At 71.6% G+C, this 21,119-nt stretch carries 22 protein-coding genes and 1 pseudogene; 11 read left to right on the top strand and 12 right to left on the bottom strand.

Features of this window, described 5'->3' with window-relative positions; genetic code table 11:
• Positions 1-7: 7 nt before the first annotated feature.
• Positions 8-394 (top strand): STAS domain-containing protein, encoded by a 387-nt coding sequence (locus AB0N04_RS28210; RefSeq protein ID WP_360206627.1) that lies wholly within the window; start codon positions 8-10, stop codon positions 392-394.
• Between the two features lie 86 nt (positions 395-480).
• Here AB0N04_RS28210 and AB0N04_RS28215 read toward each other — a convergent pair whose 3' ends face one another.
• From AB0N04_RS28215 to AB0N04_RS28225, 3 genes and pseudogenes are all read right to left on the bottom strand, one after another.
• Positions 481-726, bottom strand: coding sequence for a hypothetical protein (locus tag AB0N04_RS28215; RefSeq protein WP_360206630.1), 246 nt, complete (start codon positions 724-726; stop codon positions 481-483).
• Positions 659-859: pseudogene (locus AB0N04_RS28220) on the bottom strand (response regulator); the annotation flags it as partial. The gene AB0N04_RS28215 and the pseudogene AB0N04_RS28220, both read right to left, overlap by 68 nt.
• Positions 860-906: 47 nt before the next feature.
• Positions 907-2,385: an ATP-binding protein gene (locus AB0N04_RS28225; protein ID WP_360206633.1), complete on the bottom strand. Its 1,479-nt coding sequence runs from the start codon at positions 2,383-2,385 to the stop codon at positions 907-909.
• A 16-nt stretch (positions 2,386-2,401) separates the two neighbouring features.
• Here AB0N04_RS28225 and AB0N04_RS28230 point away from each other — a divergent pair, with 16 nt between their 5' ends.
• From AB0N04_RS28230 to AB0N04_RS28250, 5 genes are all read left to right on the top strand, one after another.
• On the top strand, positions 2,402-2,623 hold the full coding sequence (locus AB0N04_RS28230) for a hypothetical protein (RefSeq protein ID WP_360206636.1): 222 nt from the start codon (positions 2,402-2,404) through the stop codon (positions 2,621-2,623).
• Between the two features lie 165 nt (positions 2,624-2,788).
• Entirely contained in the window at positions 2,789-3,019 is a 231-nt protein-coding gene (locus tag AB0N04_RS28235; RefSeq protein ID WP_360206639.1) for a hypothetical protein, read from the top strand.
• Positions 3,020-3,030: 11 nt separating this feature from the next.
• Positions 3,031-3,762, top strand: coding sequence for a SigB/SigF/SigG family RNA polymerase sigma factor (locus AB0N04_RS28240; protein ID WP_360206641.1), 732 nt, complete (start codon positions 3,031-3,033; stop codon positions 3,760-3,762).
• Positions 3,759-4,157 (top strand): STAS domain-containing protein, encoded by a 399-nt coding sequence (locus tag AB0N04_RS28245; protein WP_360206643.1) that lies wholly within the window; start codon positions 3,759-3,761, stop codon positions 4,155-4,157. Before AB0N04_RS28240 ends, AB0N04_RS28245 begins: the two co-directional genes overlap by 4 nt.
• 104 nt (positions 4,158-4,261) lie before the next feature.
• On the top strand, positions 4,262-4,741 hold the full coding sequence (locus AB0N04_RS28250) for an ATP-binding protein (RefSeq protein ID WP_360207164.1): 480 nt from the start codon (positions 4,262-4,264) through the stop codon (positions 4,739-4,741).
• Positions 4,742-4,992: 251 nt separating this feature from the next.
• Here AB0N04_RS28250 and AB0N04_RS28255 read toward each other — a convergent pair whose 3' ends face one another.
• The 3 genes from AB0N04_RS28255 to AB0N04_RS28265 all read right to left on the bottom strand — a co-directional run bounded on the left by AB0N04_RS28255 (position 4,993) and on the right by AB0N04_RS28265 (position 8,094).
• Positions 4,993-6,723, bottom strand: a complete 1,731-nt coding sequence (locus tag AB0N04_RS28255) for a thiamine pyrophosphate-dependent enzyme (protein WP_360206646.1) — start codon at positions 6,721-6,723, stop codon at positions 4,993-4,995.
• Positions 6,724-7,221: 498 nt separating this feature from the next.
• Entirely contained in the window at positions 7,222-7,392 is a 171-nt protein-coding gene (locus tag AB0N04_RS28260) for a hydrophobic protein (protein WP_360206649.1), read from the bottom strand.
• A gap of 579 nt (positions 7,393-7,971) precedes the next feature.
• Positions 7,972-8,094, bottom strand: coding sequence for a hypothetical protein (locus AB0N04_RS28265; RefSeq protein WP_360206652.1), 123 nt, complete (start codon positions 8,092-8,094; stop codon positions 7,972-7,974).
• A 173-nt stretch (positions 8,095-8,267) separates the two neighbouring features.
• Between AB0N04_RS28265 and AB0N04_RS28270 the strand changes: the two genes are divergently transcribed.
• The gene (locus tag AB0N04_RS28270) at positions 8,268-8,969 is read left to right on the top strand and encodes a metal-dependent hydrolase (protein ID WP_360207167.1); all 702 of its coding nucleotides are present in this window, start codon (positions 8,268-8,270) and stop codon (positions 8,967-8,969) included.
• A 90-nt stretch (positions 8,970-9,059) separates the two neighbouring features.
• On the opposite strand, the gene AB0N04_RS28275 is transcribed toward AB0N04_RS28270, so the two are convergent.
• The gene (locus tag AB0N04_RS28275) at positions 9,060-9,653 is read right to left on the bottom strand and encodes a hypothetical protein (RefSeq protein ID WP_360206654.1); all 594 of its coding nucleotides are present in this window, start codon (positions 9,651-9,653) and stop codon (positions 9,060-9,062) included.
• A 115-nt stretch (positions 9,654-9,768) separates the two neighbouring features.
• On the opposite strand from AB0N04_RS28275, the gene AB0N04_RS28280 reads away from it, so the two are divergent.
• Complete coding sequence (locus tag AB0N04_RS28280) at positions 9,769-9,993, top strand: e9imm peptide (RefSeq protein WP_360206656.1); 225 nt, start codon at positions 9,769-9,771, stop codon at positions 9,991-9,993.
• Between the two features lie 100 nt (positions 9,994-10,093).
• Here AB0N04_RS28280 and AB0N04_RS28285 read toward each other — a convergent pair whose 3' ends face one another.
• The 5 genes from AB0N04_RS28285 to AB0N04_RS28305 all read right to left on the bottom strand — a co-directional run bounded on the left by AB0N04_RS28285 (position 10,094) and on the right by AB0N04_RS28305 (position 15,456).
• Complete coding sequence (locus AB0N04_RS28285) at positions 10,094-10,255, bottom strand: hypothetical protein (RefSeq protein ID WP_360206658.1); 162 nt, start codon at positions 10,253-10,255, stop codon at positions 10,094-10,096.
• Positions 10,256-10,274: 19 nt separating this feature from the next.
• Positions 10,275-11,042 (bottom strand): 4'-phosphopantetheinyl transferase superfamily protein, encoded by a 768-nt coding sequence (locus AB0N04_RS28290; protein WP_360206661.1) that lies wholly within the window; start codon positions 11,040-11,042, stop codon positions 10,275-10,277.
• A 206-nt stretch (positions 11,043-11,248) separates the two neighbouring features.
• Positions 11,249-12,745, bottom strand: coding sequence for an FAD-binding protein (locus tag AB0N04_RS28295; RefSeq protein WP_360206664.1), 1,497 nt, complete (start codon positions 12,743-12,745; stop codon positions 11,249-11,251).
• A 200-nt stretch (positions 12,746-12,945) separates the two neighbouring features.
• Positions 12,946-14,550 (bottom strand): NAD(P)/FAD-dependent oxidoreductase, encoded by a 1,605-nt coding sequence (locus tag AB0N04_RS28300; RefSeq protein ID WP_360206667.1) that lies wholly within the window; start codon positions 14,548-14,550, stop codon positions 12,946-12,948.
• Between the two features lie 18 nt (positions 14,551-14,568).
• Positions 14,569-15,456, bottom strand: coding sequence for a class I SAM-dependent methyltransferase (locus AB0N04_RS28305; RefSeq protein ID WP_360206670.1), 888 nt, complete (start codon positions 15,454-15,456; stop codon positions 14,569-14,571).
• Between the two features lie 3,310 nt (positions 15,457-18,766).
• Here AB0N04_RS28305 and AB0N04_RS28310 point away from each other — a divergent pair.
• From AB0N04_RS28310 to AB0N04_RS28320, 3 genes are read left to right on the top strand one after another with little or no spacing between them, the layout of a single operon-like run.
• The gene (locus AB0N04_RS28310) at positions 18,767-19,027 is read left to right on the top strand and encodes a hypothetical protein (RefSeq protein WP_360206673.1); all 261 of its coding nucleotides are present in this window, start codon (positions 18,767-18,769) and stop codon (positions 19,025-19,027) included.
• A gap of 21 nt (positions 19,028-19,048) precedes the next feature.
• Entirely contained in the window at positions 19,049-20,032 is a 984-nt protein-coding gene (locus AB0N04_RS28315) for a beta-ketoacyl-ACP synthase 3 (protein ID WP_360206675.1), read from the top strand.
• The gene (locus tag AB0N04_RS28320; protein ID WP_360206677.1) at positions 20,029-20,784 is read left to right on the top strand and encodes an SDR family NAD(P)-dependent oxidoreductase; all 756 of its coding nucleotides are present in this window, start codon (positions 20,029-20,031) and stop codon (positions 20,782-20,784) included. Before AB0N04_RS28315 ends, AB0N04_RS28320 begins: the two co-directional genes overlap by 4 nt.
• Positions 20,785-21,119 lie beyond the last annotated feature (335 nt).

Genomic DNA, 21,119 nt, shown 5'->3' on the forward strand with positions numbered 1-21,119 from the left:
AGCCCAGGTGCCCGCCTACGCCCTCACCATCCACGTCAGCGCCCACGCGGCAGGCGCGACCGTCGTCGTCCTCGCCGGCGAGCTCGACTACCACACCGCCCCACGACTGCGCAGGGCCATCGAGGGGACTCCCACCGTCCTCCCGCTGGTCCTGGACATCGCCGGCCTGCGCTTCTGCGACTCGATGGGCATCGCCGAGCTGGTCTACGCCTCCCTGCGTGCCGGGACACCGGGAACCCCGCTCCCGCTGGTCGGCGCCCCGGCCGACCTGCGGCACCTGCTCACGTTGACCGGGGTGGACCAGCTGGTGTCCCACCACGCACACGTCGACCAAGCCGTCGGCTCCCCTTGCTTCCCCGCTCCCGGCCCCCCGGACCGGACCGACAGGAGCTGAGCCGGGTCGAGCCGCTGGACGGCGCCACCGTCCCGGAACGCGACCCGCTCGTCCGGTACCCGGTTGCTCCACCTCCCGGTGTGCAGTCAGCCGAGCCGCTGTTCCGCCGCCGCGTGTCCGTGGCGGTGGGTGCCCCAGTCGAGACGGAGGACTGCCAGGTCGTCGGTGTGGCGGCCGGCGTTGAGGGTGTGGGTCTGCGTGATGAGCTGGTCGATGTGCGCGGCGGGGTCGGCCGGTGGGAGGGCCTCGATCAGTGCGAGCAGCGGCCGTGACCGCGGATGTGCCGGAGGCGTCGGGCAGGTGCAGGTCGAGGAGGATGCAGTCGGTGACACCGGAGGACAACGTGCTGCTGGCGTCGGCGAGCGTGGCACAGGTGGTCAGCTCGAAGCGCAAGCCGGTGTCGTGGAGGAGTTCCTCGACCAGGAGGGCGTCGCCCGGGTCGTCCTCGATCAGGAGGATGCGGTACGACGGCCCCCCGGTGGCCGCCCCCGCGGAGGACACCATGGTCGTGGTCATCGTGCGTGCTCCTGGTGGGTGCGGGAGGTCTCGGGCATGGCCGGAAGGCCGGGGGGCTTCGGCGGTTCGGCTGCCAGGGTGAAGGTGATGCGGGTACCGGCCCGGTAGTCGGGGTCGACGGTGATGGTGCCGCCGTGGAACTCGACGATCTTCTTGCACATGGCCAGGCCGATGCCGCTGCCGGAGTACGCGTCCTTGGTGTGCAGCCGTTGGAAGATCAGGAAGACCTTCTCGGTGAACTCGGGTGCGATGCCGATGCCGTCGTCGGTGACCGAGAACCGCCACAGCGCGCCGTCGCGCTCGGCCGAGACGTCGATGTGCGGACGGGTTCCGGGCCTGCGGAACTTCACGGCGTTGCCGATCAGGTTCTGCCAGAGCATGCCCATCTGGGTGGGGTCGGCGACCAGCGTCGGCAGCGGGTCGTGGGTGATCTCCGCCCCGGCTTCCTCGATGCCCACGCTCAGCGCGGCCAGGGTCTGCTCCAACGCCTCGTCCATGTCGACTTCCTGGTGGGCGTGGTGGAGACGCCCGACCCGGGAGAAGTCGAGGAGGTCGTTGATGAGGGTCTGCATGCGGTTGGCGCCGTCGACCGCGAAACCGATGTACTGGTCGGCCTTGGCGTCGAGTTGACCGCCGTAGCGGCGCTGGAGGAGCTGGGTGAAGCTGGAGACCTTGCGCAGCGGTTCCTGGAGGTCGTGGGAGGCGACGTAGGCGAACTGCTCCAGCTCGGTGTTGGAACGCTGGAGGTCGGCGGCCTGCGCGTCCAGGCGCAGCCGGGCCTGCTCGCTGAAGCCGAGCTCCCGCACGAGGCGAACGCGCATGCGGTCGATCTCACCGCTGAGCCGGCGCAGGTCGGCGGGGCCGGTCGTGGTGATGGGGTGGTCGAACTCGCCGCCGGCGATGACGCGGGCATCGGCTCCGAGTTGTTCGAGCGGGCGGTTGATGCCGCGCCGCAGTCCTTCGAACACCAGGGCGGCGAGGATCAGGATGAGGCCCGCGATGGCGCCGAACACCCAGTTCCGCAGCGTCAGTGTGGAAGCGAGCTCATCCCTCGCCCTGGTGCGCTCCGCGCGCAAACGGTCCTGCTGCTCGGCCAGTCGGGCCCGGACGCCGTCGAAGGAGGCCTTGCCCGGCGCGGCGAGGGCGGCGGCCGCCGGCGCCGGCGCGCCGGGCGGGGAATCGGCCACCGGTCGGGCCAGCTCCGACTGCCACGCCGAGATCGCGCGCCCGACGCCGGCCAGGTCCTCGAGCGCGGAGGCGTCGTCCTTCAGCAGGTCCGCGAGGCGCGCTGTCTGGGTCTCCTCGTCGGACAGACCCTGCTGGTACGGAGCCTGGGTCCGGTCGAGGACCCAGAAGCCCGTCGCCCCGAGCACGGTCAGGACGACGAGCGCGGCCGTCGCGCCGGCACGAAGCCACCGACGGGTCGTCCAGGCGGCGAACCACCGAGTCCGCACCAGCCGCTCTTCGCCGGTCATACTCCACCCCTCCACGGTGACGGCTGCCGCACGACTGGACGCGGACCCGGCCGTGCTGTGCATCGAGGTCGAGGACGCCACGGAAGACCGTCCACGGCAGCACGCGCTGCACGGCGGGGACCCGGCCCGCCCCGGCGGCCGCGGCTGGACGATCGTCCGTCGGGTGGCCCTCACGTGCACCGTCCAGCTGCTGCCCGGCGGCGGGAAGCGCATCACCGTCACGCTTCCCGTGTGCTGAGGGCGCTCAGGGGTGGAACGTTCCGCCACCCGGCCGGCCCCCGTTCGCGGACGCCGTCCAGACATGCACAGAACCTTCACGCGCGGCGGTGGCATGCATGTCGCCCCGAGGGGTAACCGCGGACGGCCCGCGCCGTGGTGACGGAGGAAAAGGATCGACATGACCATGACCAGTAGTGAGCTGCTCCCGTGCGCGTCCCGGCCTGCGCCGTCGTCGCCCGGCGCCCCCGTCGTCACCCGCGGCCCCGATCCCGATCTCGCATCGTTGCTCGCCGACGTCGGCGACCCGTGCGACGTCGCCCCGGCCGACGCGCGGGAGTTGACCCGAACGCTCCTGGCTCGACTCGCGGCCCTGGACGAGGGCACCTGGAGTACTCCTACGTACGGGGCACGCTGATCGAACTCAACATGTCCCTCGTGCAGTTCGTGCTCCGCCGCTTCGCACCTCACCACGAGAGCCGGGACGACCTGCTCCAGGTCGGTGCCGTCGGCCTGATCAAGGCGATCGACCGCTTCGATCCGGATCACGGGGTCGAGTTCAGCAGCTTCGCCATCCCGACCGTGATGGGCGAGATCCGCCGCCACTTCCGTGACAACACCTGGGCCGTCCACGTGCCCAGGCGGCTGCAGGAGCTGCGGCTGGCCCTGGCGAAGGCCCAGGACGCACTCTCCCAGCAGCTCGACCGAGAGCCCACGGTCGCCGAACTGGCCCGTCACCTCGAACTGCCCGAGGAGTCGATCACCGAGGGCCTTGCCGCCGCCCGTGCCCGCAGTGCCGGCTCGCTGGACCTCCCGGCCGGTCCCCAGCAGGACGGTGCGGCCCGGTCGGCCGACCGCCTCCTCGGCCCGGATGCGGACCACGCCGAGTTGGTGACCGACCTGGTGGCGCTCAAGCCCCTGATCGCGGCCCTGCCGCCCCGCGAGCGACTCATCCTGTCGATGAGGTTCACCGAGGACCTGACGCAGTCCCAGATCGGCGGCCGGCTCGGTCTGTCCCAGATGCACGTATCACGCCTGCTCAGCCGTACGCTGAGGACGTTGCGCGAAGGCCTCGTGGGTGACGGGGAACCGTCGGTGCGGGCCGGGAAGCGGGACGGGCAGGAGCAGGGGGTCACGCGCCGGGGTGGAGGGGACGAATGACGAGCGAGTCCGGGAACACGAGTGCCGCAGAGGCATGGGGGCCACCCACGAGTGGTCTCGCGGTACGCGTACGCCGCACCGCCACACGTGCGTCCGTCTGCGAGATCGCCGGGGACCTGGACGCCGAGACCCGGGCGCCCGTCATCTCGGCGCTCGACGGCCTGACGGCGGAGCGCCCCTCGTCGATCGTCGTCGACCTCCAGCACGTGGCGTTCTGTGACTCGTCAGGCCTCAACCTGCTCCTGCAGGCCCGCATGAACGCCGTGGCGGCCGGCATCGACTTCCGGATCGCCCGCCCTTCACCCGCTGTCGCGCGGGTCTTCGAGCTCACGGGCACCGACGCGGTCTTCTCCATCCACCTGGACGACACGGCCGTACCCCGACCGTCGGGCTGACGTGCCGGTGGGGCGGGCGGCCACACCGACACCGTGCTCGACGCGGCTTGCCGGGGAAGCCGGTTCAGGAAGGGACCACTGGACTGGAAGGGGGACAGGTGCAGATGACCGGCAGCGGCGGGGCCCTGGAGGACGGGCGGACTGCTGCCGGTCCGGCGCGGCCGCCCGTCGCACAGCTCCGGCGGCTCCGGCTGGCGGGAGTCCCGAAGCCGGTCGCCCGTGCGAGGGAGTTCACCTCGCGGGCGCTCGCGGACTGGGCCGGTCCCGGCAGTTCCGCGGAGGCTGAGCGGGACGTCGTCCTCCTGGTGGCCGAGCTGGTCTCGAACGCCGTGATGCACGCCGGAGGGGCTTTGGAACTCGCGCTGTCGGCGCGTACGGGCAGGCTGCGGATCGAGGTCGGCGACGGCTCTCCGGCACTGCCCGCCCTGTGCACTCCCCGGCCACCCGCGAGCCCCGGCGGTCACGGGCTGCTCATCGTCGAGCGGCTGGCCTGTCGGTGGGGCGTCGAGCCCCGGGGCCCCGGCAAGACCGTGTGGGCCGAGACCGGCATCCCCGGCCGTCCACCCGCTGCCGACTGCGCGTAGGGTCGGCTACTGGCCCGGGGGCCCCGGGGCTTCCAAGCCCCCGGAGACCTGGTGGACCGGCCGAGCGGCCCCGCGGCCGAGCCGGTGAGGTGACGCGGGCGACGGACACGGCGGGGCCGACCGCCGGGACGCGTCGGCCTTCGCCGCAGCGTCCCGGCGGTAAGAGCAGCCGGCCCCACAGGCAGGCGTCGGGTCGCCCGGAGCCGGGTGCCGGGCGACCCGGGCAAGGCCCTCCGCACCCGGGGGGAGTGTCAGCCGTCGTGGCTGCGGAGGGTCTCCTTGATCCTGGCGATGGCGAAACCCCATCCCTGCTCGACGGTCGGCTTGCCCGGGACCGCCAGCTCTCCGGGGTTGGTGAGGACGTCGAGCAGCACCGGCCCGGGCGTGCCGAAGGCCCGCCGTACGCCGTCCTGCAGGTCGGAGGGATCGGTGACGCGGATGCCGGTCAGCCCGAGGGCGGTGGCGACCGCGGCGAAGTCGGGATTGTCGAGCTCCGTTCCGTACTCCGGCAGGCCCGACTGTTCCTGTTCGAGCTTGACCATGCCGAGTCGTCGGTTGTCGAAGACCACGAGCTTCACCGGCAGCCGGTAGGCCCTGATCGTCATCAGATCGCCGAGCAGCATGCTCAGACCACCGTCGCCGCAGAACGCCACGACCTGGCGGTCCGGGGCCCAGAGCTGTGCACCGAGGGCCTGGGGCATGGCGTTGGCCATCGAGCCGAGGTCGTAGGAGCCCAGCAGCCGGCGCCGGCCGCGCATGGTCACGAAGCGCGAGAGCCACACGGTGGCCATGCCGGTGTCGGAGGTGAAGATGGCGTCGTCGTCCGCGAAGGCGTCCACGGCGGCGGCCAGTGCCTCGGGGCGGACGTCGTGGCCCCGGTTGTCCAGGGCGCTGCGCATGCGGCCGAGCAAGGAGTGCTGGTCGCGGCGTGGTTCGGCGAGCTTCCGCTGGCCGGCGAGCCAGTCGTCGAAGCGTGCGCGTGCCCGGTCGAGGTGCGCGCTCCCCTCGACCGCGTCCACGTGGGGGAGCAGCGCGCGCAGGGTGGCCGCGGTGTCCCCGACCAGACCGACGTCCACCGGTGTGCGACGGCCGAGGTGGCGTGGGTGGAGGTCGATCTGCACGGTCCTGCAGCCGGTGGGGTACCAGTCCCGGTACGGGAAGTCCGTGCCGAGCATGATCAGCGTGTCACAGCCCTCGAGCGCGTGGACCGCGGCGGGGTTGCCGATCAGGCCGGTCTGACCGACCTGGTACGGATTGTCGTGCTCGAAGCCTTCCTTGGCCTTCAGGGTGAGCACCATCGGTGCCGACAACCGCTCGGCGAGGGCCAGCACCTCCGTGCGGGCCTCCCGGGCGCCGCGTCCGACCAACAGGGTGGTCCGGCCGCCGGCGTTGATCAGGTCGGAGGCCGCCCGGATCCCCGTGTCGTCCGGTCGGATGACCGGGCCGGAACGCGGGAAGCGGGCCGGGCGGTCGTCCGGTACCTCGCGCTCACCCAGGTCGGCGGGGACGGTGAGGACCGCCACGCCCCGCTCGCCGGTCGCCGCGCGGACGGCGGCCTCGAGCATCCGGGGCAGTTGTCCGGGGGAGGTCAGGGTGGCCCGGTAGACCGCGACGTCGCGGAACAGCAGGTCGTTGTCGACCTCCTGGAAGTAGTCGCCGCCCATCTCCGCGGTGGGCACCTGCCCGGCGATGGCCAGTACCGGGGTGCGGCTCTTGGCCGCGTCGTACAGGCCGTTGAGCAGGTGTACCGAGCCGGGGCCGACGGTGCCCATGCACACGCCCAGCCGTCCGGAGAGCTGCGACTGGGCACCGGCGGCGAACGCTGCGGCCTCCTCGTGGCGGCAGCCGACCCAGGAGAGGCCGTCGGTGGTGCGGATGGCGTCGGTCAACGGGTTCAGGGCGTCGCCGACGACGCCGAAGACATGGCGCACGCCCAGTTCCTGCAGGGCGTCGACGATCAGACGGGCGACGGTACGCGGCACGGGGACTTCCCTTCGCAGGAGCGGTCACGGGGTCAGAGGGTGAAGCGGTCGGGGCCGGCGGCCTTCCCGGTCCTGCTCCCAGGACGGGGGCGCCTCGTGGAGGATCCGGCCCGGCGCCGGCCGGGGCTGGAGGTGCGCGGGGCTGCGCAGGGTCTGCGGGTCGACCCGGCGGTGCAGCATGTGCGGGGTTCCGTCGGGGCGGGTGGTCGACGCCCGTCGCGGCCACGATCTGCCGGGCGCTCCGCAGAGTCGGCTGCCGGGGGCGGTGAACCCGTGCGGACTCGTCACCGCCGTGCAGTGCACGTGCCCGGTCGCGGTCCTGCGTGGACACGCCGGGACAGGATGGCGGCCGTCGCCGGGAGGGCGACGGCCGCCACCGTGAGGCCGGTGACCTGCGGGAGCCTCACGACGGCCACCGGCCGGCCCCGTTCGTCGGCGCCGTGCCGGGGGCCGCCCCGTGCGCCGGGCAGTCGGCGACCGGTTCGGGGACGTGACGGGTCACCAGCGGTACCACCGTCCGCGGGTGCCCGAGACGCCGGTGCTCCGGGCGACGAAGCCCAGCAGCCAGACGACGAAGACCGCGATGGCGATCCACCAGAGGATCTTGACGGCGAAGCCGGCGCCGAACAGGAGCAGTGCCAGCAGGAGGACGAGCAGCAGGGGAACCATGGTCAGTGGCCTTTCGGTTGGTGATGGGTCCCCGCATGCCCCGCTTCCGCAGACGTATGCACATGGCTGCTTCACACGGCGGCGAGGGTCTCGGCGCGGCCCGGTCGGCCGGGCGCTGCGAGTCCTTCCGGGCCCGCGGACCGCCGCCGGCAGGTGCGGCGGCATCCCGTGCCGTCGAGACGGGCCGTTCCTCCCCGACATGGCCAGGGGAGATCGGGGAAGCCGGTACAGATCCTGCTCGTCACCCGAGGGGCGTCCATGATCATGGCCGTGGTCCTGCTGCCGGTTCCGTTCGCGCTCGCGGCGATCCTCACCGCGCTCGTTCCCCCGTCGGCCCGGGCGGACCGGTGTCCGCGGCCCGGCCCGGCAGCCGGAACCACCGCCGCGGGCCGACCGTGTCGACGTCCCGGCCGGTGACGTGACCGGGGCCTCACCGGCGTCACCGGGAGCCCCGGGAACCCGGCAGCCCCGAACGGCCGGCCACGGCTCCGGACCTCGCGGGCCTCCAGCCCTCAGCCGCCTTCGTCACCGGATGAGGGCCGAGCCGTGGATCGCCGCGTGATACCGCGCGGCGCCGGGTCACGGCGTGGCGGGGTGCTCGGGGCGGTACACCGTCAGGCTCCTGACACCGGTGCGCAGACCACGCGAGTGGCGCTGCCCCAGCAGGTGGGCGCTGCCCCAGCAGGTGCGCCACCTCGTCAAGGTGTCGGGATCACACGGGCGGTGCTTCAAGATGATGATCGCGGGTAGCCGACGTGCTGTCGGGCGCACAGCGCGAACCGGCCGTCCCCGATAGCCCGGCGACCCGTCTCGTGTCGACCGCCCGATCGGTCGGCCGGCCGGCCGAAGAGAGCGACAGGGGGCGGGGCCGCATGATGGGACATTCGCACGCGGTGGGTGGGGCGCTGCTGTTCGCGGCCGCTTCACCCCATCTCCCGCCCGTACTCGTCGGCCGACCTCTCGGGCCGGCCGACGTCCTGATGGGCACGATCCTGTGTGCTGGTGCTGCCCTCCTGCCCGACCTGGACCACCACGACAGCACGTTCGCGCACTGGCTCGGGCCGGTCTCCAGAGCGCTCTGCCGACTGGTCGGTTGGATCTCCGGCGGTCACCGCCGCGCCACCCACTCGCTGCTGTTCGTCGTGCTGGCGGGCGGTGGCACCTGGACCGGCATCAGCTGTCTCGGGCGCGGCTTCACGCTCGGCCTGACGTTCTGCCTCCTGACGCTGGCCGTCCGGGCGTTGCACCTGCATCCGCCCGGCAGCGGTCCGGCGACCTGGGTCTACCCCACCGGCCTGGCCGCGCTCGGGGCGGCCGGGCTGGACTCCTGGCTGCCGAGCACCCCGCAGTGGCTGCCTTGCGCGGTGGCCCTGGGCGTATCGGCGCACCTGCTCGGTGACCTTCTGACCAGGCGGGGAATACCCTTGTTCTGGCCTCTCGGGCGGCACTACGAAATCGCCCTGATCAAGCGCACCGGCAACAGGGTGGAGACGAGGTTCCTCGTCCCGCTCATGACGATCGCGACCTTCGTGGTGCTCTGGTTCGCGGCCTTCCCGGCCTTCACGCCGGCCACCTGAGGACGGCGACCCGGTAGACCGGCCGGATCCGGCAGGCCACCCGGTGCGGCCCCGTTCGGCGGCGGCCGCCGCCGGGCGGATCTGCGGCGGTCACTGGCCGCGGGTCACGGTCCGGGTGGGGCGGCCGGATGCGGTGAGCTCCACGAGGTGCGTCCGGGTGTCGCCGGTGGTGAGGCGGATGTGGTCGGGGCCGTCCCAGGCGGCGCCCGTCAGGGCGTTCGTGCCCGCGTCGCCGTTGAAGTAGCCGACCCTCCACCGGCGTTCGGTGAGGCCGGTGCCTTGGTCGACGTAGACCCACCAGAGCGGGTCGATCATCGCGGACCCCTCCTCGACGACGAGGTGGCGGTCGTCCCGGCCGGGTGCGGCCTCGTTCATCGATGTTCTGGTCCCGTCGCCGGCCAGGATGTAGAACGGCGAGGCGAGCAGGCCGAGGAGGACGGCCATGACGGTGGTGAGGGCCCGGACGACGATGTCGCGGACGCCGATCAGGACCGCGGCGAGCAGCGCGCCCGCGATCAACGTGCCGAACAGCAGCGGGCGGTGGAACAGCTCGGCGGGGGTGAGCAGACCGCCGTCCTCACTGCACCGGTCGCCCACCAGCCCGAGGGCCGCCAGCACCACTGCGCCGCCGACGAGCCCCTGGACGGTGCGGCGTCGCCATCGGACGGCTGTGGTCGTGGTCATCTCGGCCCCCCCCGGGCGCTCGGTGATCGTTCTTCGGTCCCACTCTAGGGACAGTCCGGTCGATCACGCGACTCGCTAAACTCTCCGCGTCCTGGAGGGAGTGGTCGGAGCAGTGATGACGTTTGAGTCGGCCGTTGCGATGGTGCAGAAGATCATGGATGGGGACTGCTACAACGACGCCGAGATCGACCGCACGCTGGAGGCGCTGGACAGGGGCCTTGGCTGTCCGACTGGCTATGTCAGCGACCTGATCTACTCGATCTACCCGCCCGGCGAGCCGGAGCCGACAGCCGCCGAGGTGGTCGAACTGGCCCTCGCCTACCGGCCGTTCGCGCCGTGAGAGCAGCAGCCGTTCCTCGTCGGCCGGCCGGCCGCGCTGCTCGGGGCGGCCCGCCGGTTGCGGGCGAAGCCGGCCCGCACCACCCGCTCCGGGTGCGCGATCACCGCCTCGACGACGTCGGCGGGCAGGCGCGCTCCTGACAGAGCGGCGCCCGGGCGGCGCGGGCCTGCGGGCCCAGCGGCCGCAGCAGCACCTCGGGCGGTGCGGCCGGATTGGCGGCGACCCCGCGCAGGCGGGCTTCCGTGAGGGCGCGGGAGGACACCGGGACATCCTGGCAGCGGTCAGCGCGGCGCGTCGACCTCGGGCAGGGGGCGCTGACCTGCCGGTTCTTCCGTCCGGGGGATGACGAGGGCGGTGATGAGCACGTTCTGCACCATCGTCCAGCGGCCCCGGTGGGCGTCGGGGAGATCGGGGTGGTGCGCGGTGAAGCCGTGGCCCCGGTCGAGGGTGACGGTGATGGCGGCGAGCGGGATCCAGCGCCGGGTGAGCGGGTAGCCGGCCTTGTACACGGCCTCCTTGGCGCTGAAGAGGAGGCGGTCCCAGGGCACGCGGCCGGCCGGCAGTCCGGCGAGGTGGTGCCGCTCCGCCTCGCTGGTGACGAGCTGCAGGGGGCCGTGGGGGAGCGGCTGCGCCGGCTCGGCGTCGATGCCCAGGGAGGCGAGGCGCGCGGTGGGGGCCGTGGCGCAGGCCGTGTAGCCGTGGGTGTGCGTGATGCTGCCGGTCACGCCTTCGGGCCACTGGGGGGCGCCGCCGGGGCCGGGCACGAGCGGGACGGGCGGGTGGCCGAGGGCGGTGAGGGTGGTGCGGGCGAGGGTGCGGGCGGCGGTGAACTGGCGCCGCCGGCGGGGGGTCCGGCCCTTGATGTGCTCGGCCTCCGGCCCGAGGAGCGGGCCCTCGGGCGGGGGCCCGAAGGCCTCGGCGCACTCGACGCCGGGCGGGAGGAGGGTGCCGAGGACGGTGGCGACGCCGAGGCGTCGGATGCCACCGGGGGCGGCGGGCCCACCGGGGATGGTGTGGACGGTCGTCGGGGCGGGGTGGGTTGTGGTCATCTCCGGCCTCCGCTGGTGGCCTCGACGAGGCGTGGTGAGGTGGGTTCCGGGGTTCCGGGGTTCCGGGGTTCCGGGCGGTCTGGAGCTCCGGGCGGTCCGGGCGGTCCGCGGGCGGTGCGGGCCCTGGACCCGGTCGTTCGGTGACGCGGTTGGTCGGGGAGGGGAAGTAACCGGGGTCGCGTCAACGGGCGGTGCGGCGCGGCGCCTCAGCCGAAGATGTTCTGGCCCGGCGTGAGGATGCGAGCCGGGTCGTAGCGGAACTTCTGGGCGGTCAGGGTGGCCCACTGGGAACCGTAGTGGCGCTGCCAGTCCGTCTGGGTCATCCGCGGTACGGCGCCGACCAGGTAGCGCTTGGCGCCGAGCGTGGTGGCGTAGTCGTACAGGGTGCGGTTGCGCTGCAGCTGGGGGGCCGGGTCGGTGCCGGGGTGGGGGAAGGTCAGCAGGTCGAAGAGGTAGGTGACCGGCTCGTTGGGCGTGATCGCGTTGGGCCGGGTGATCTTGTTGGTCGGGAAGGGGTAGAAGAGCAGCAGGCCGCCGCCGATGGCGTCCGGGGTGAGCGCGGGCAGGGCGTAGTTGACGAAGGTGGCGGCCTTGGAAGCGGGGAGGAAGAGGCTCAGCCACGGCTTGGGCTCGTTCCAGTAGCCCAGGTTCTTCAGGTTGTCGGCGAAGGCGTCGGCACGGAACGTGTACTCACGGTACGTCTGGTCGGCGATGAGCGTGTCGGCGGCGACGGGCGACAGACCGGCCAGGTAACGCGCCGGGTCGGGCGCGGTGGTGCCGTTGTAGTAGACGACGGTCTCGATCTTGTACCGGGGGGCGGCCCCGTTCGGCTGCGGGACGATCTCGCCGACCTGGCTGGGGAAACGGCCGTCCCGGAGGATGGTCTCCTGGTCGGCGAGGTACGTGGCGAGGTTGTCGTAGAAGAGGTTGAAGACGAGGGCGCGCTGCGGGGCGGGCACCAGCTTGACCGTCGCGCGCAGGATGATGCCGAACTGCCCGGCGCCGGCCAGCGCGGCGTTGAACAGGTCGCGGTTGCGGGTGGCGGTGGCCGTGACGAGCTGCCCGGTGCCGGTCACGATGTCGATCGACTCCACGGTGTCCGCCTGGAGGCCGTACTTCTGGACGGTGGAGCCGATGCCGCCGACGCTGATCGTGCCGCCGACGGACAGGTGGAGGTAGTCGGTCAGGCACGGCGGCGTCAGACCCTTGGCGAGCGCGGCATCGGTGAGCTGGGCCCAGGTGACGCCGGCGTCGACGGTCGCACTGGTCGCCGAGATGGAGTGGATGCGGTTCAGCGAACGGGCGTCGATGCTGATCCCGCCGGCGACCCCGGCCTGGCCGTAGTTGGAGTGCGACTCGAGCTCGGTCCCGGTGCCGCTGCGACCGTTCATGGCGACCTTGAGGCCGTTGCAGCGCGCGTAGTTGACGATCTTGACGACGTCCTGGTCGGAGCCGGGCCGCAGGACGGCGTACGGGGTGCTGGTGGTCAGCCGCCCGAAGTCCTGGCTGAACTCGGCCACGGTGGCCGCGCTCGAGGTCAGCGTTCCGTCCAGGGTCGGGACGGGGACGAGGCGCCCGGCCGGGACTGCGTCCTGGGTGGTCGCCCAGGCGCGCGTGGCCGAGTCGAAGCCGATGACCATCGCGGTGGCGGTCGCGGCGGTGCCGGCGAGCACGGAGCGTCGGGACAGGGGCGGGCGGGTCATGGGAGGTCCTTCTCTCGGTCGGATTCGGTGTTTCGCATGTCCGTACTTCGGCTTTCGGTGGGTCTGGGTCTGGGTGCGGCGGTCGGGCGTGTGCCCGCCGGTCCGTGGGGGTGGCCGGCGGGCGTGGGGGGCGTCGTCACCGGTGAATCCCGGCGGTGATTTCCGGTTGGTTGTTTTGGTTGTTTTGGTGTGTGGGGTGGTTAGGGGTGGGTGTGGGTGGTGGTTTGGTAGTTGGTGAGGTCGAGGTGGCGGGTTTGGTTTTTGAAGCGGTAGGTGTAGGTGGGCCAGATGTTGGGGTTGTTGCCGTGTTTGTCGGTGTACCAGCTGGTGCAGCCGCCGGTGTTCCAGACGGTGTTTTTGAGGCGTTTGTTGAGGGTGTTGTTGTAGGTGGTTTGGGCTTCGGGGCGGGGTTGGATGCTGGTGATGTTGCGGGTGGTGAGGGTTTTGATGGCTTGGGTGATGTAGGTGATTTGGGATTCGATGATGACGGTTTGGCTGGAGTGGCCGAGGGTGGTGTTGGGGCCGAGGATCATGAAGAGGTTGGGGAAGCCGTGGATGGTGGTTCCGCGGTGGGCGGTCATGCCGTGGGTGGTCCAGTGGTGGGCGAGGGTGGTGCCGTTGGTGCCGTGGATGCGGTGGGCGATGGGGCGGGTGGTGGTGGTGAAGCCGGTGGCGAGGATGATGGTGTCGATGGGGCGGGTGGTGCCGTCTTGGGTGGTGATGTGGGTGGGGCCGATGTGGGTGATGGTGTCGGGGATGATGGTGACGTTGGGTTGTTGGATGGCGGGGTACCAGGTGTTGGAGAAGAGGAGGCGTTTGCAGCCGACGGTGTAGTCGGGGGTGAGGAGTTTGCGGAGTTCGGGGTCGGGGACGGATTTTTTGAGGTGGCCGGCGGCCATGTTTTTCATGCCGGTGGTGCGGCTGGGGCGGGACATGAAGAACGCGACGATTTCGCGGCCGTGTTTGTTGAAGTTGCGGCGGAATTTCTGGTAGCCGGGGAGGTGGCGGAGGAGCCAGGTGTGGCGGGGGGTGTTGGGTTTGTCGGGTTTGTGGGCGACCCAGGGGGGTGTGCGTTGGTAGAGGTCGAGGTGGGCGACGGTGGGTTGGATCTGGGGGACGAATTGGATGGCGGAGGCGCCGGTGCCGATGACGGCGACGTTGCGGCCGGTGAGGTCGTGGTCGTGGCGCCATTGGGCGGAGTGGAAGAGGGTGCCGGTGAAGGTGGAGAGGCCGGGGATGTCGGGCAGGGCGGGTTCGGAGAGGTAGCCGGTGCCGGTGATGAGGATCTGGGCGGTGTAGTGGCCCTGGGTGGTGTGGATGTGCCAGTGCTGGCGGGTGGGGTTCCAGCGGGCGGTGAGGAGTTCGTGGTCGTAGCGCAGGTGGGGTTCGACGCCGAAGCGGCGGGCGGTGTCTTTGAGGTAGGTGTGGACTTCGGCTTGGGTGGCGAAGGTGGATTTCCAGTCGGGGTTGCGGGCGAAGGAGTAGGAGTAGAGGTGGGCTTGGACGTCGCAGGCGCAGCCGGGGTAGGTGTTGTCGCGCCAGGTGCCGCCGAGGTCGTGGGCGCGTTCGAAGACGAGGAAGTCGTCGGTGCCGGTTTGGAGGAGGCGGATGGCGGCGCCGAGGCCGGAGATGCCGGCGCCGATGATGGCGACTTTGAGGTGGCGTAGGGGGGTGGTGTCGGCGCCGGCCGTGTCCGCGGTCGTGGCTGTTGCCGTGCCTGTGTCGGTGGCTGTGCCGGTGTTTGTTGCCGGGGTGGTGGGGTGGTTGTGGGCGGGGCCGGTGGGGGGTGGGGCGGTGGTGGTCATGGTGGTGTCCCTCCGGGGTCAGGCGCGGCGGGTGAGGGTGACGCGGAAGTTGTTGAAGATGTGGTCTTCGAGGGTGTAGGCGAAGATGTCGAGGTAGCGTTCGAAGCGCTTGACGGTGGTTTCGTCGGACATGGTGACGGCTTCGTCGCGGCGGGCGGCGAGGAGTTCGAGCCAGGCGCGGCAGGCGCGGGCGAAGGATTCGGGTTCGTTGCGGATTTCGGTGACTTCGAAGAGTCCGTCGAGGCCGGCGGCGAGTTCGGGCAGGCGGGGGATGTGGCAGCCTTCGAATTCTTCGCGCTGGAGGAACTTGAGGTCGTCGAGGAGCTGGCGGCGCAGTGGGGGGTTTTCGACGGTCATGGTGTGGAGGACGAAGCGGGCGCCGGGCTTGAGGAGGGAGTGGACCTGCTTGAAGAAGACGCGGTAGCGCTGGGTGCGCTCTTTGGGGGTGAGGGAGGACAGGACGAAGTGTTCGAGGGCGTTGATGCAGAACGCGGCGTCGTAGGGGTCGCCGTCGGCCTTGTGGTCTTCCCAGCTTTCGACGCGGGCTTCGATGGCGGGGTTGCCGAGGGCGTGGACGAAGTCGGCTTGGGTGCGGGAGAGGGTGACGCCGACGGCGTGCTTGACGCCGTGGACGGTGGTGAGGCGGTTGAGCATGGTGCCCCAGCCGCAGCCGATGTCGAGGACCTTGGCGGTGCCGGTGGCGTGGGCGAGGTCGGTGAAGACGTCGAGCTTGCGTTCCTGGGCTTCGTCGAGGGTGGCGACGAGGTCTTCGCCGTCCTCCCAGTAGCCGCCGGAGTACATCATGGTGGGGCCGAGGATGAGGCGGTACAGGTCGTTGCCGACCTCGTAGTGGTGGCGGATGGCTTCGACGTCGGGGTTGATGGTGCGGGCGTCGATGGTGGTCATGGGGTGGGTCCTCACGTGGTGGTGGTGGGTGGGCGGTGGTGCCCGGGTGGTCGGGGCCGCGGGCCGGGCCCCTGTGGGGCCGCGGCCGTGGGCCTGAGGGGCCGCGGGCCTGTGGGTCCTGGAGCCGTGTGGCCGTGGGGCGTTGAGTCTGTGCGGCCCTGAAGCCGTGTGGCCGTTGGCCTGTGGGGCCGTGTGGCCGTTGGCCTGTGGGGCCGTGGAGCCGTGTGGCCGTTGGGCGTTGAGGCTGTGGGGTCTTGGAGCTGTGGGGCCGTGGAGCGTTGAGCTCGTGGCGCCTGGAGCTCGCGGGGCCGTGGGGCCTTGAACCTGTGGGGCCTTGAACCTGTGGGGCCGTGGGGCGTCGAGGCTGTGGGGCCTCGAGCTCGCGGGGCCGTGGGGCGTCGAGTCTGTGCGGCCCTGAGGTCGTTGGGCCCTGAGGTCGTTGGGCCCTGAGGTTGTGTGGTCTTGGGGGCGTGGTGGCCGGCGGTGATCGCCGGTGCCATCGGCGCCCGGTGGTGCCCCGGTGCCCCGGTGTCCCGGTGTCCCGGTGTCCCGGTGTCCCGGTGTCCCGGTGTCCCGGTGTCCCGGTGTCCCGGTGTCCCGGTCCCTCAGTGCCTTGTTGCCTCAGTGCTGTGGTGCCTCAATGCCTCGGGCCGCTGTGGTGCTTTGGTGCGGTGGTGCTGGGGTGTGTTGTTGGGTGGGGCTTTGGGTGTCTGCAGGGGTGTTGGCGGTGGTCGCCGGGAGCAGACGCCGGGTGGTGCGGTGGGCCTGGTGGGCCTGGTGGCCGTTGGTGGTGCGGGGGCCGGCTTTGGGTGGGCTGGTCCGGGGGTGGCGTTGTTCGGCGCTGGGTGGCACGCCCGGGTCGTGCTGGGTGGCGCCGGGGTGGCGTCGGCGTGGCTTGCGGGGGTGTGTAGGTGAACTGCGGTGTTTCCGTGGTTGGTTGACGTCGCCGTCGGGTGTGGGTGCCGGGCTGTGTCGCGTTTCGTGTGCGGCTTGTGGCCTGGCGGGGTTGCGCTGTGTGGCTGGTTGCGCTGTGCGGTGGTGGGTGGTGCGGCCTGGTGCCGGGTGGTGGGCCGCCTTCCATTGGGTTGGTGCTGCCCCGGAGGGTGTGGGTTGGCCGTTGTGTGTGGGCTGGTGCTGTCCGTGGGGCGGCCTGGTGCCGTCCGGTGGGAGGGGTGCCCGGGTGCTGGTGGCCTGCCTGCGTGAACGGCCGTGTGGTGGTGGCCGGTTGGTGTGGTGGTGTCCCGCGCTGAGGGGGGTGGGGCTGTTCGTCGCCCGGTGCGGGCCGGGTGTGTGGTGCGGTCCGCGTCCTGTTGGCCCGTGGAGGGGCTTGTGGTTGCGGGGTGGGACGGGGGTGGCGGCCCGGGTTGTGCCGGTGGGCGGCGTGGTCGCTCTTGGTGTGGCTGTGAGCGCGGTTGCTGCCGCCGTCCCGTGACCCCCCGTGTCGGCCTGTCGGTCGTTGCCGGGTGCGGTCCCTGCCGTTGGGGGCAGGGGCGGCGGTGTACCCGGGGTGTGGGTGGCGGGTACCCGGGGGCTGCCGGTCCCGGTGCGGGTCCCGGTGCGGGCCCGGTTCCGTTCCCGTTCCCGGTGCGGGCCCGGTTCCGTTCCCGTTCCCGGTGCGGGTGCGGGTGCGGGTGCGGGTGCGGGTGCGGGTGCGGGTGTTGGCGGAGGTGGGGTGCTGTCCGGCCGGGGGTGTTGCCGTGGTGGTGACGGTGCGGGGTGGTGGCCGGTGCGCGGTGGTGGGTGGCGTGGTCGTCGGGGGTGGGGGTGGTGTGCGTTGTTGGTGGTGGTTGCACGTGGTCCCTTCCCTTCGCGTCCTGGTGCCGGTGCCCCGGTGTCTGAAGTGCTGCCGGTTGGTGGCCGGCTGCCTGTTGTCCGCGGTTCGGCTTCCCGCTGTCCCGCTGTCCCGTTGTTCGGGCGCCTGGTGGCCTGGTGGCCTTGCCCGGCTGCCCGGCTGCCCGGCTGCCCGGCTGCCCGGCTGCCCGGCTGCCCGGCTGTTCTGGTGCCTGGTTGCCCGGTTGTTCTGGTGCCTGGTTGCCTGGTTGCCTGGCTGCCTGGCTGTTCTGGTGCCTGGTTGCCCGGTGTCTGGCTGTTCTGCCGGTTGCCGGTTGCCGGTTGGTGTGTGGTTGTCGGGGTGTTGGGCTTGGGTGTTCGTGCGTGTGGGTGCGGTGTGTTGTGGGGTGGGTCAGGTGGTCAGGTAAGCGTGCTTGTCGCAAGCGGTGCGCAAGCGTGGTGGCTGGTGGGGGGTTGCGGGTTGTTTGCGTGGGGGCGGGTTTCATGCGGTTTCGGTAAGGCAGACGGCTTCGGGTCTCGCGGTGTCGTGTCGCGGGGTGCGGGCTGACCGTTCCTGTTGCTTGTTCGTGTGTCGTCTCGTTCGTCTTTCGTCGCGTTCGTTCTTGTCTCCGGTGAGTCGGGGGTGGGGGCGGGGCGGGGCGGGGGTGCGGGGTGGTGTGCGGGCGGGGGTGGGGGTGGTTTCCCGCGGGTCTGTCCGGCCCGGGCTTGCTTCGGTTCCCTCGTTCGCGGGGGCCGGCCGTTGCAGGGTCCGTGGGTGAGGGTCTCGTTCGCGGGGCCGGCGTCGGGTGTCCTGCTTCGCGGGGGCCGGTCGCGGGCCGGTTCTGCCGTGGGTGGGGCTCTCGCTGTGGGGTCTGGTCCGGGTTCGCGGGTCGGGTCTCGTGTGGGCTGTGCGGGTGGCGTCGTCGCCCTGGGCCGCTGGCCTGTGGGGTGCGGTGTCTGTCCCGGCCGTGCGGCCCACGAAGCCCGTTCCGTTCCGGCCCGGTCCTGTCCGGCCTTGTCCGGCCGGGTCTGGTCGGGTCCGTTTCGGGCCTGTCGGGTCGGTGTCGTCCAGCCTGCTCCAGCCAGGCCTGCTCCAGGCCGTGCAGCCAGGTGCAGTCCGGCCTGGTCTGGCCCGTGCCGTCCGGTTCACCTGGCCCGGTCCGTCCGGTCCGTCCGGTCCGTCCGGTTCACCTGGCCCGGTCCGTCCGGTCCGCCGGGTCCGGTCTGTCCGGTCCGTCCGTCCGAGCGTTGCCCGGTCCGGTCATTTTCGGTCCGGCCTGTTGGAGTCCGGGGTGGTCCAGCCCTGTTGTGTCCGGTTCGTTCGGGCCTGGCCCGGGATGGTCTGGCTCGTTCGAGCTCGGCCTGGTCTGGTTCCTCTGGTCTGGTTCCTCCGGTCCGGTCCGTGCGGCCTGTTCGGCCTGTTCGGTCCGTGTGGCCTGTTGGTTCGGGTTGTGCGGGTTCGGTTGTGTTGTGGCTCTGCCTGGTGGTTGTGGGTGGGGTCTGTCTGTCAGGGATCGTCTGAGTGAAAGGGAAGATGGTTATGTCCGAGGTTCCGAGTGTCGAGGATCTGGCCGCGCAGTTGCAGGCGGTGTCGGGTGCTCAGGAGATCGATGCGGATGCGGCGTTGCAGCACATCGCGGATGTGGATTCGCTGGATCTGATGGAGTGGTTGTACGGGTTCCAGAACCGGTACCCGCACATTCCGGCGGATGAGTCGTTGTTCGCGGACATCGATGACACGACGACGTTGCGGGTGGTGCACGGGCGGATTCTGGCGCTCGTGGGCCAGGCCGGCGTCTGATCCGCAGGGAAGGGTCGGTCGATGAGCGGCTTCGACATCACGGGGTGGGGGATTTCGGTCCCTGAGCGTGTGGTGACCAGTGTGGAGCTGGCCGAGCGGTTCGGTGTGGATGAGCACTGGATCGTGTCGCGGTGCGGGATCCGTGAGCGGCGGGCGGTCGGGGCGGGGCAGTCGACCGCGTCGATGGCTGTCGAGGCCGGTCGGCGGGCGTTGGAGCGGGCGGGGCTGTCGGGTGCGGACATCGCGCATCTGATCGTGGCGACGGCCACGCCCGAGCAGCCTTCGCCGGCGACGTCGGCGTTCGTGCACGAGGCGCTGGAGATCGCGGGCAGTGCGCATGACGTGAATTCGGAGTGCGCGGGGTTCGTGTACGGGTTGGTGACGGCGGCGGGGTTGTTGCGGATGGATCCGCGGCCGGTGCTGCTGATCGGTTCGGACACGCACACGCTGACGGCGAATCCGCAGGACCGGGATCTGTCGATCCTGGTGGGTGACGGTGCTGGTGCGGTGGTGTTGCAGCCGGGTTCGGTGGAGCGGATCCTGGCGTGGAACCTGGGCGCGGACGGCTCGTGCAAGGACAGTCTGAAGGTCCTGGCGGGTGGTTCGCGGTTGCCGACCAGTGAGGAGACGGTCCGTCGGGGTCTGCACTACGCGCAGATCAACGGGAACGAGATCTATCTGAACGCGGTGCGGTACACGGTGCGCACGATCCGCGAGACGCTGGAGCAGGCGAAGCTGACGCCGGCGGATGTGGATCATGTGGTGCCGCATCAGGCGAACATCCGGATCATCAACTCGGTTCTCGCGCACACGGGTATTCCCTCCGATCGGTTGGTGACGAATCTGGAGCGGTACGGGAACACGGCGTCGGCGTCGATTCCGATCGCGTTGGCGGAGGCGTTGGACGCGGGCCGGATCCAGGACGGTGACACGGTGTTGCTGGCCGGGTTCGGGGCGGGGATGACGTGGGGTTCGGTGCTGTTGACGTGGGGAGGGGCGCGGTGAGCGGGGCTCAGGTGTTCGGTGTGCGTCCGGATGCGCCGGTGGCGTTGGTGACGGGTGCCTCCGGTGGGCTGGGGCGTGAGCTGGCGTTGGAGCTGGACGCGGCCGGGTGTCGGGTGGCGGTGCACTACAACAGTGCCCGTGAGGCGGCCGAGGACGTGGCGGGCAAGCTGGTGAACGCGCATGTGGTGGTCACCGGTGACGTGGCGGACTTCGCGGCGGTCACGGCGATGTACGAGCGCATCGGTGAGGTGTTGGGGCCGGTGGACGTGCTGGTCAACAACGGTGCGGTGCGCAAGGACGCGTTGATGGCGATGCAGGATCCGGTGCAGTGGCGGCAGGTGATCGACACGAATCTGGTGGGTGCGTTCCACACGGCGCGGGTGTGTGTGCCGGCGATGCTGCGGGCGCGGTGGGGGCGGGTGGTGAACATCGTGTCGCCGTCGGCGCTGATCGCGACCGCCGGGCAGACCGCGTACGCGGCGTCCAAGGCCGGTCTGGTGGGGCTGACCCGTACGCTGGCCGCGGAGTGCGGGCGGCGGGGGGTGACGGTCAACGCGTTGTCGCCGGGGTTCATGATCACGGGGATGACGGACACGCTGCCCGAGCACGTGGTCACGGGGATGCTGCAGAAGGTCCCGGTGCCGCGGTTCGTGACCCCGCGGGAGGTGGCCCGTTCGATCGGGCTCTTCCTCGATCAGGACTGTATGACCGGGCAGGTCATCAGCATCGACTCGGGCGCCTCCATCACCTGACCCGCCCCGGGGGGCCGCCCCACCCCCCGGGGAGCCCCCGGGCGGCCCCCCGGGCGCCCAAGCCCCGGGGGCGGCCCGCCCTCCCCAGGGCGCGCGCCGTCCGCAGGCGCCCCGGTCCGGCCCGGTTCGGCCGCCTCCCGGCCCGCTCGGCCGGCCCGTTGGGCCCGTCCGGCGGGGTGGGGTCTGTCTGGTCTGTCTGTTCTCCTGCCCCGCCCTGGCGGTGGCCCCTCCTTCCTGGGGTCTGCCGCCTGGTGGGGTCCCGTCGCGGGGGGGCCCCCCCCCCCCCCGGGGGGGGCGGCCGCGGGGGGGGGGGGGGGGGGGGGTTTTTGGGGGTG

Origin of the sequence: Kitasatospora sp. NPDC051702 (genome assembly GCF_040681575.1) — a bacterium.
Lineage (GTDB): Bacteria > Actinomycetota > Actinomycetes > Streptomycetales > Streptomycetaceae > Kitasatospora.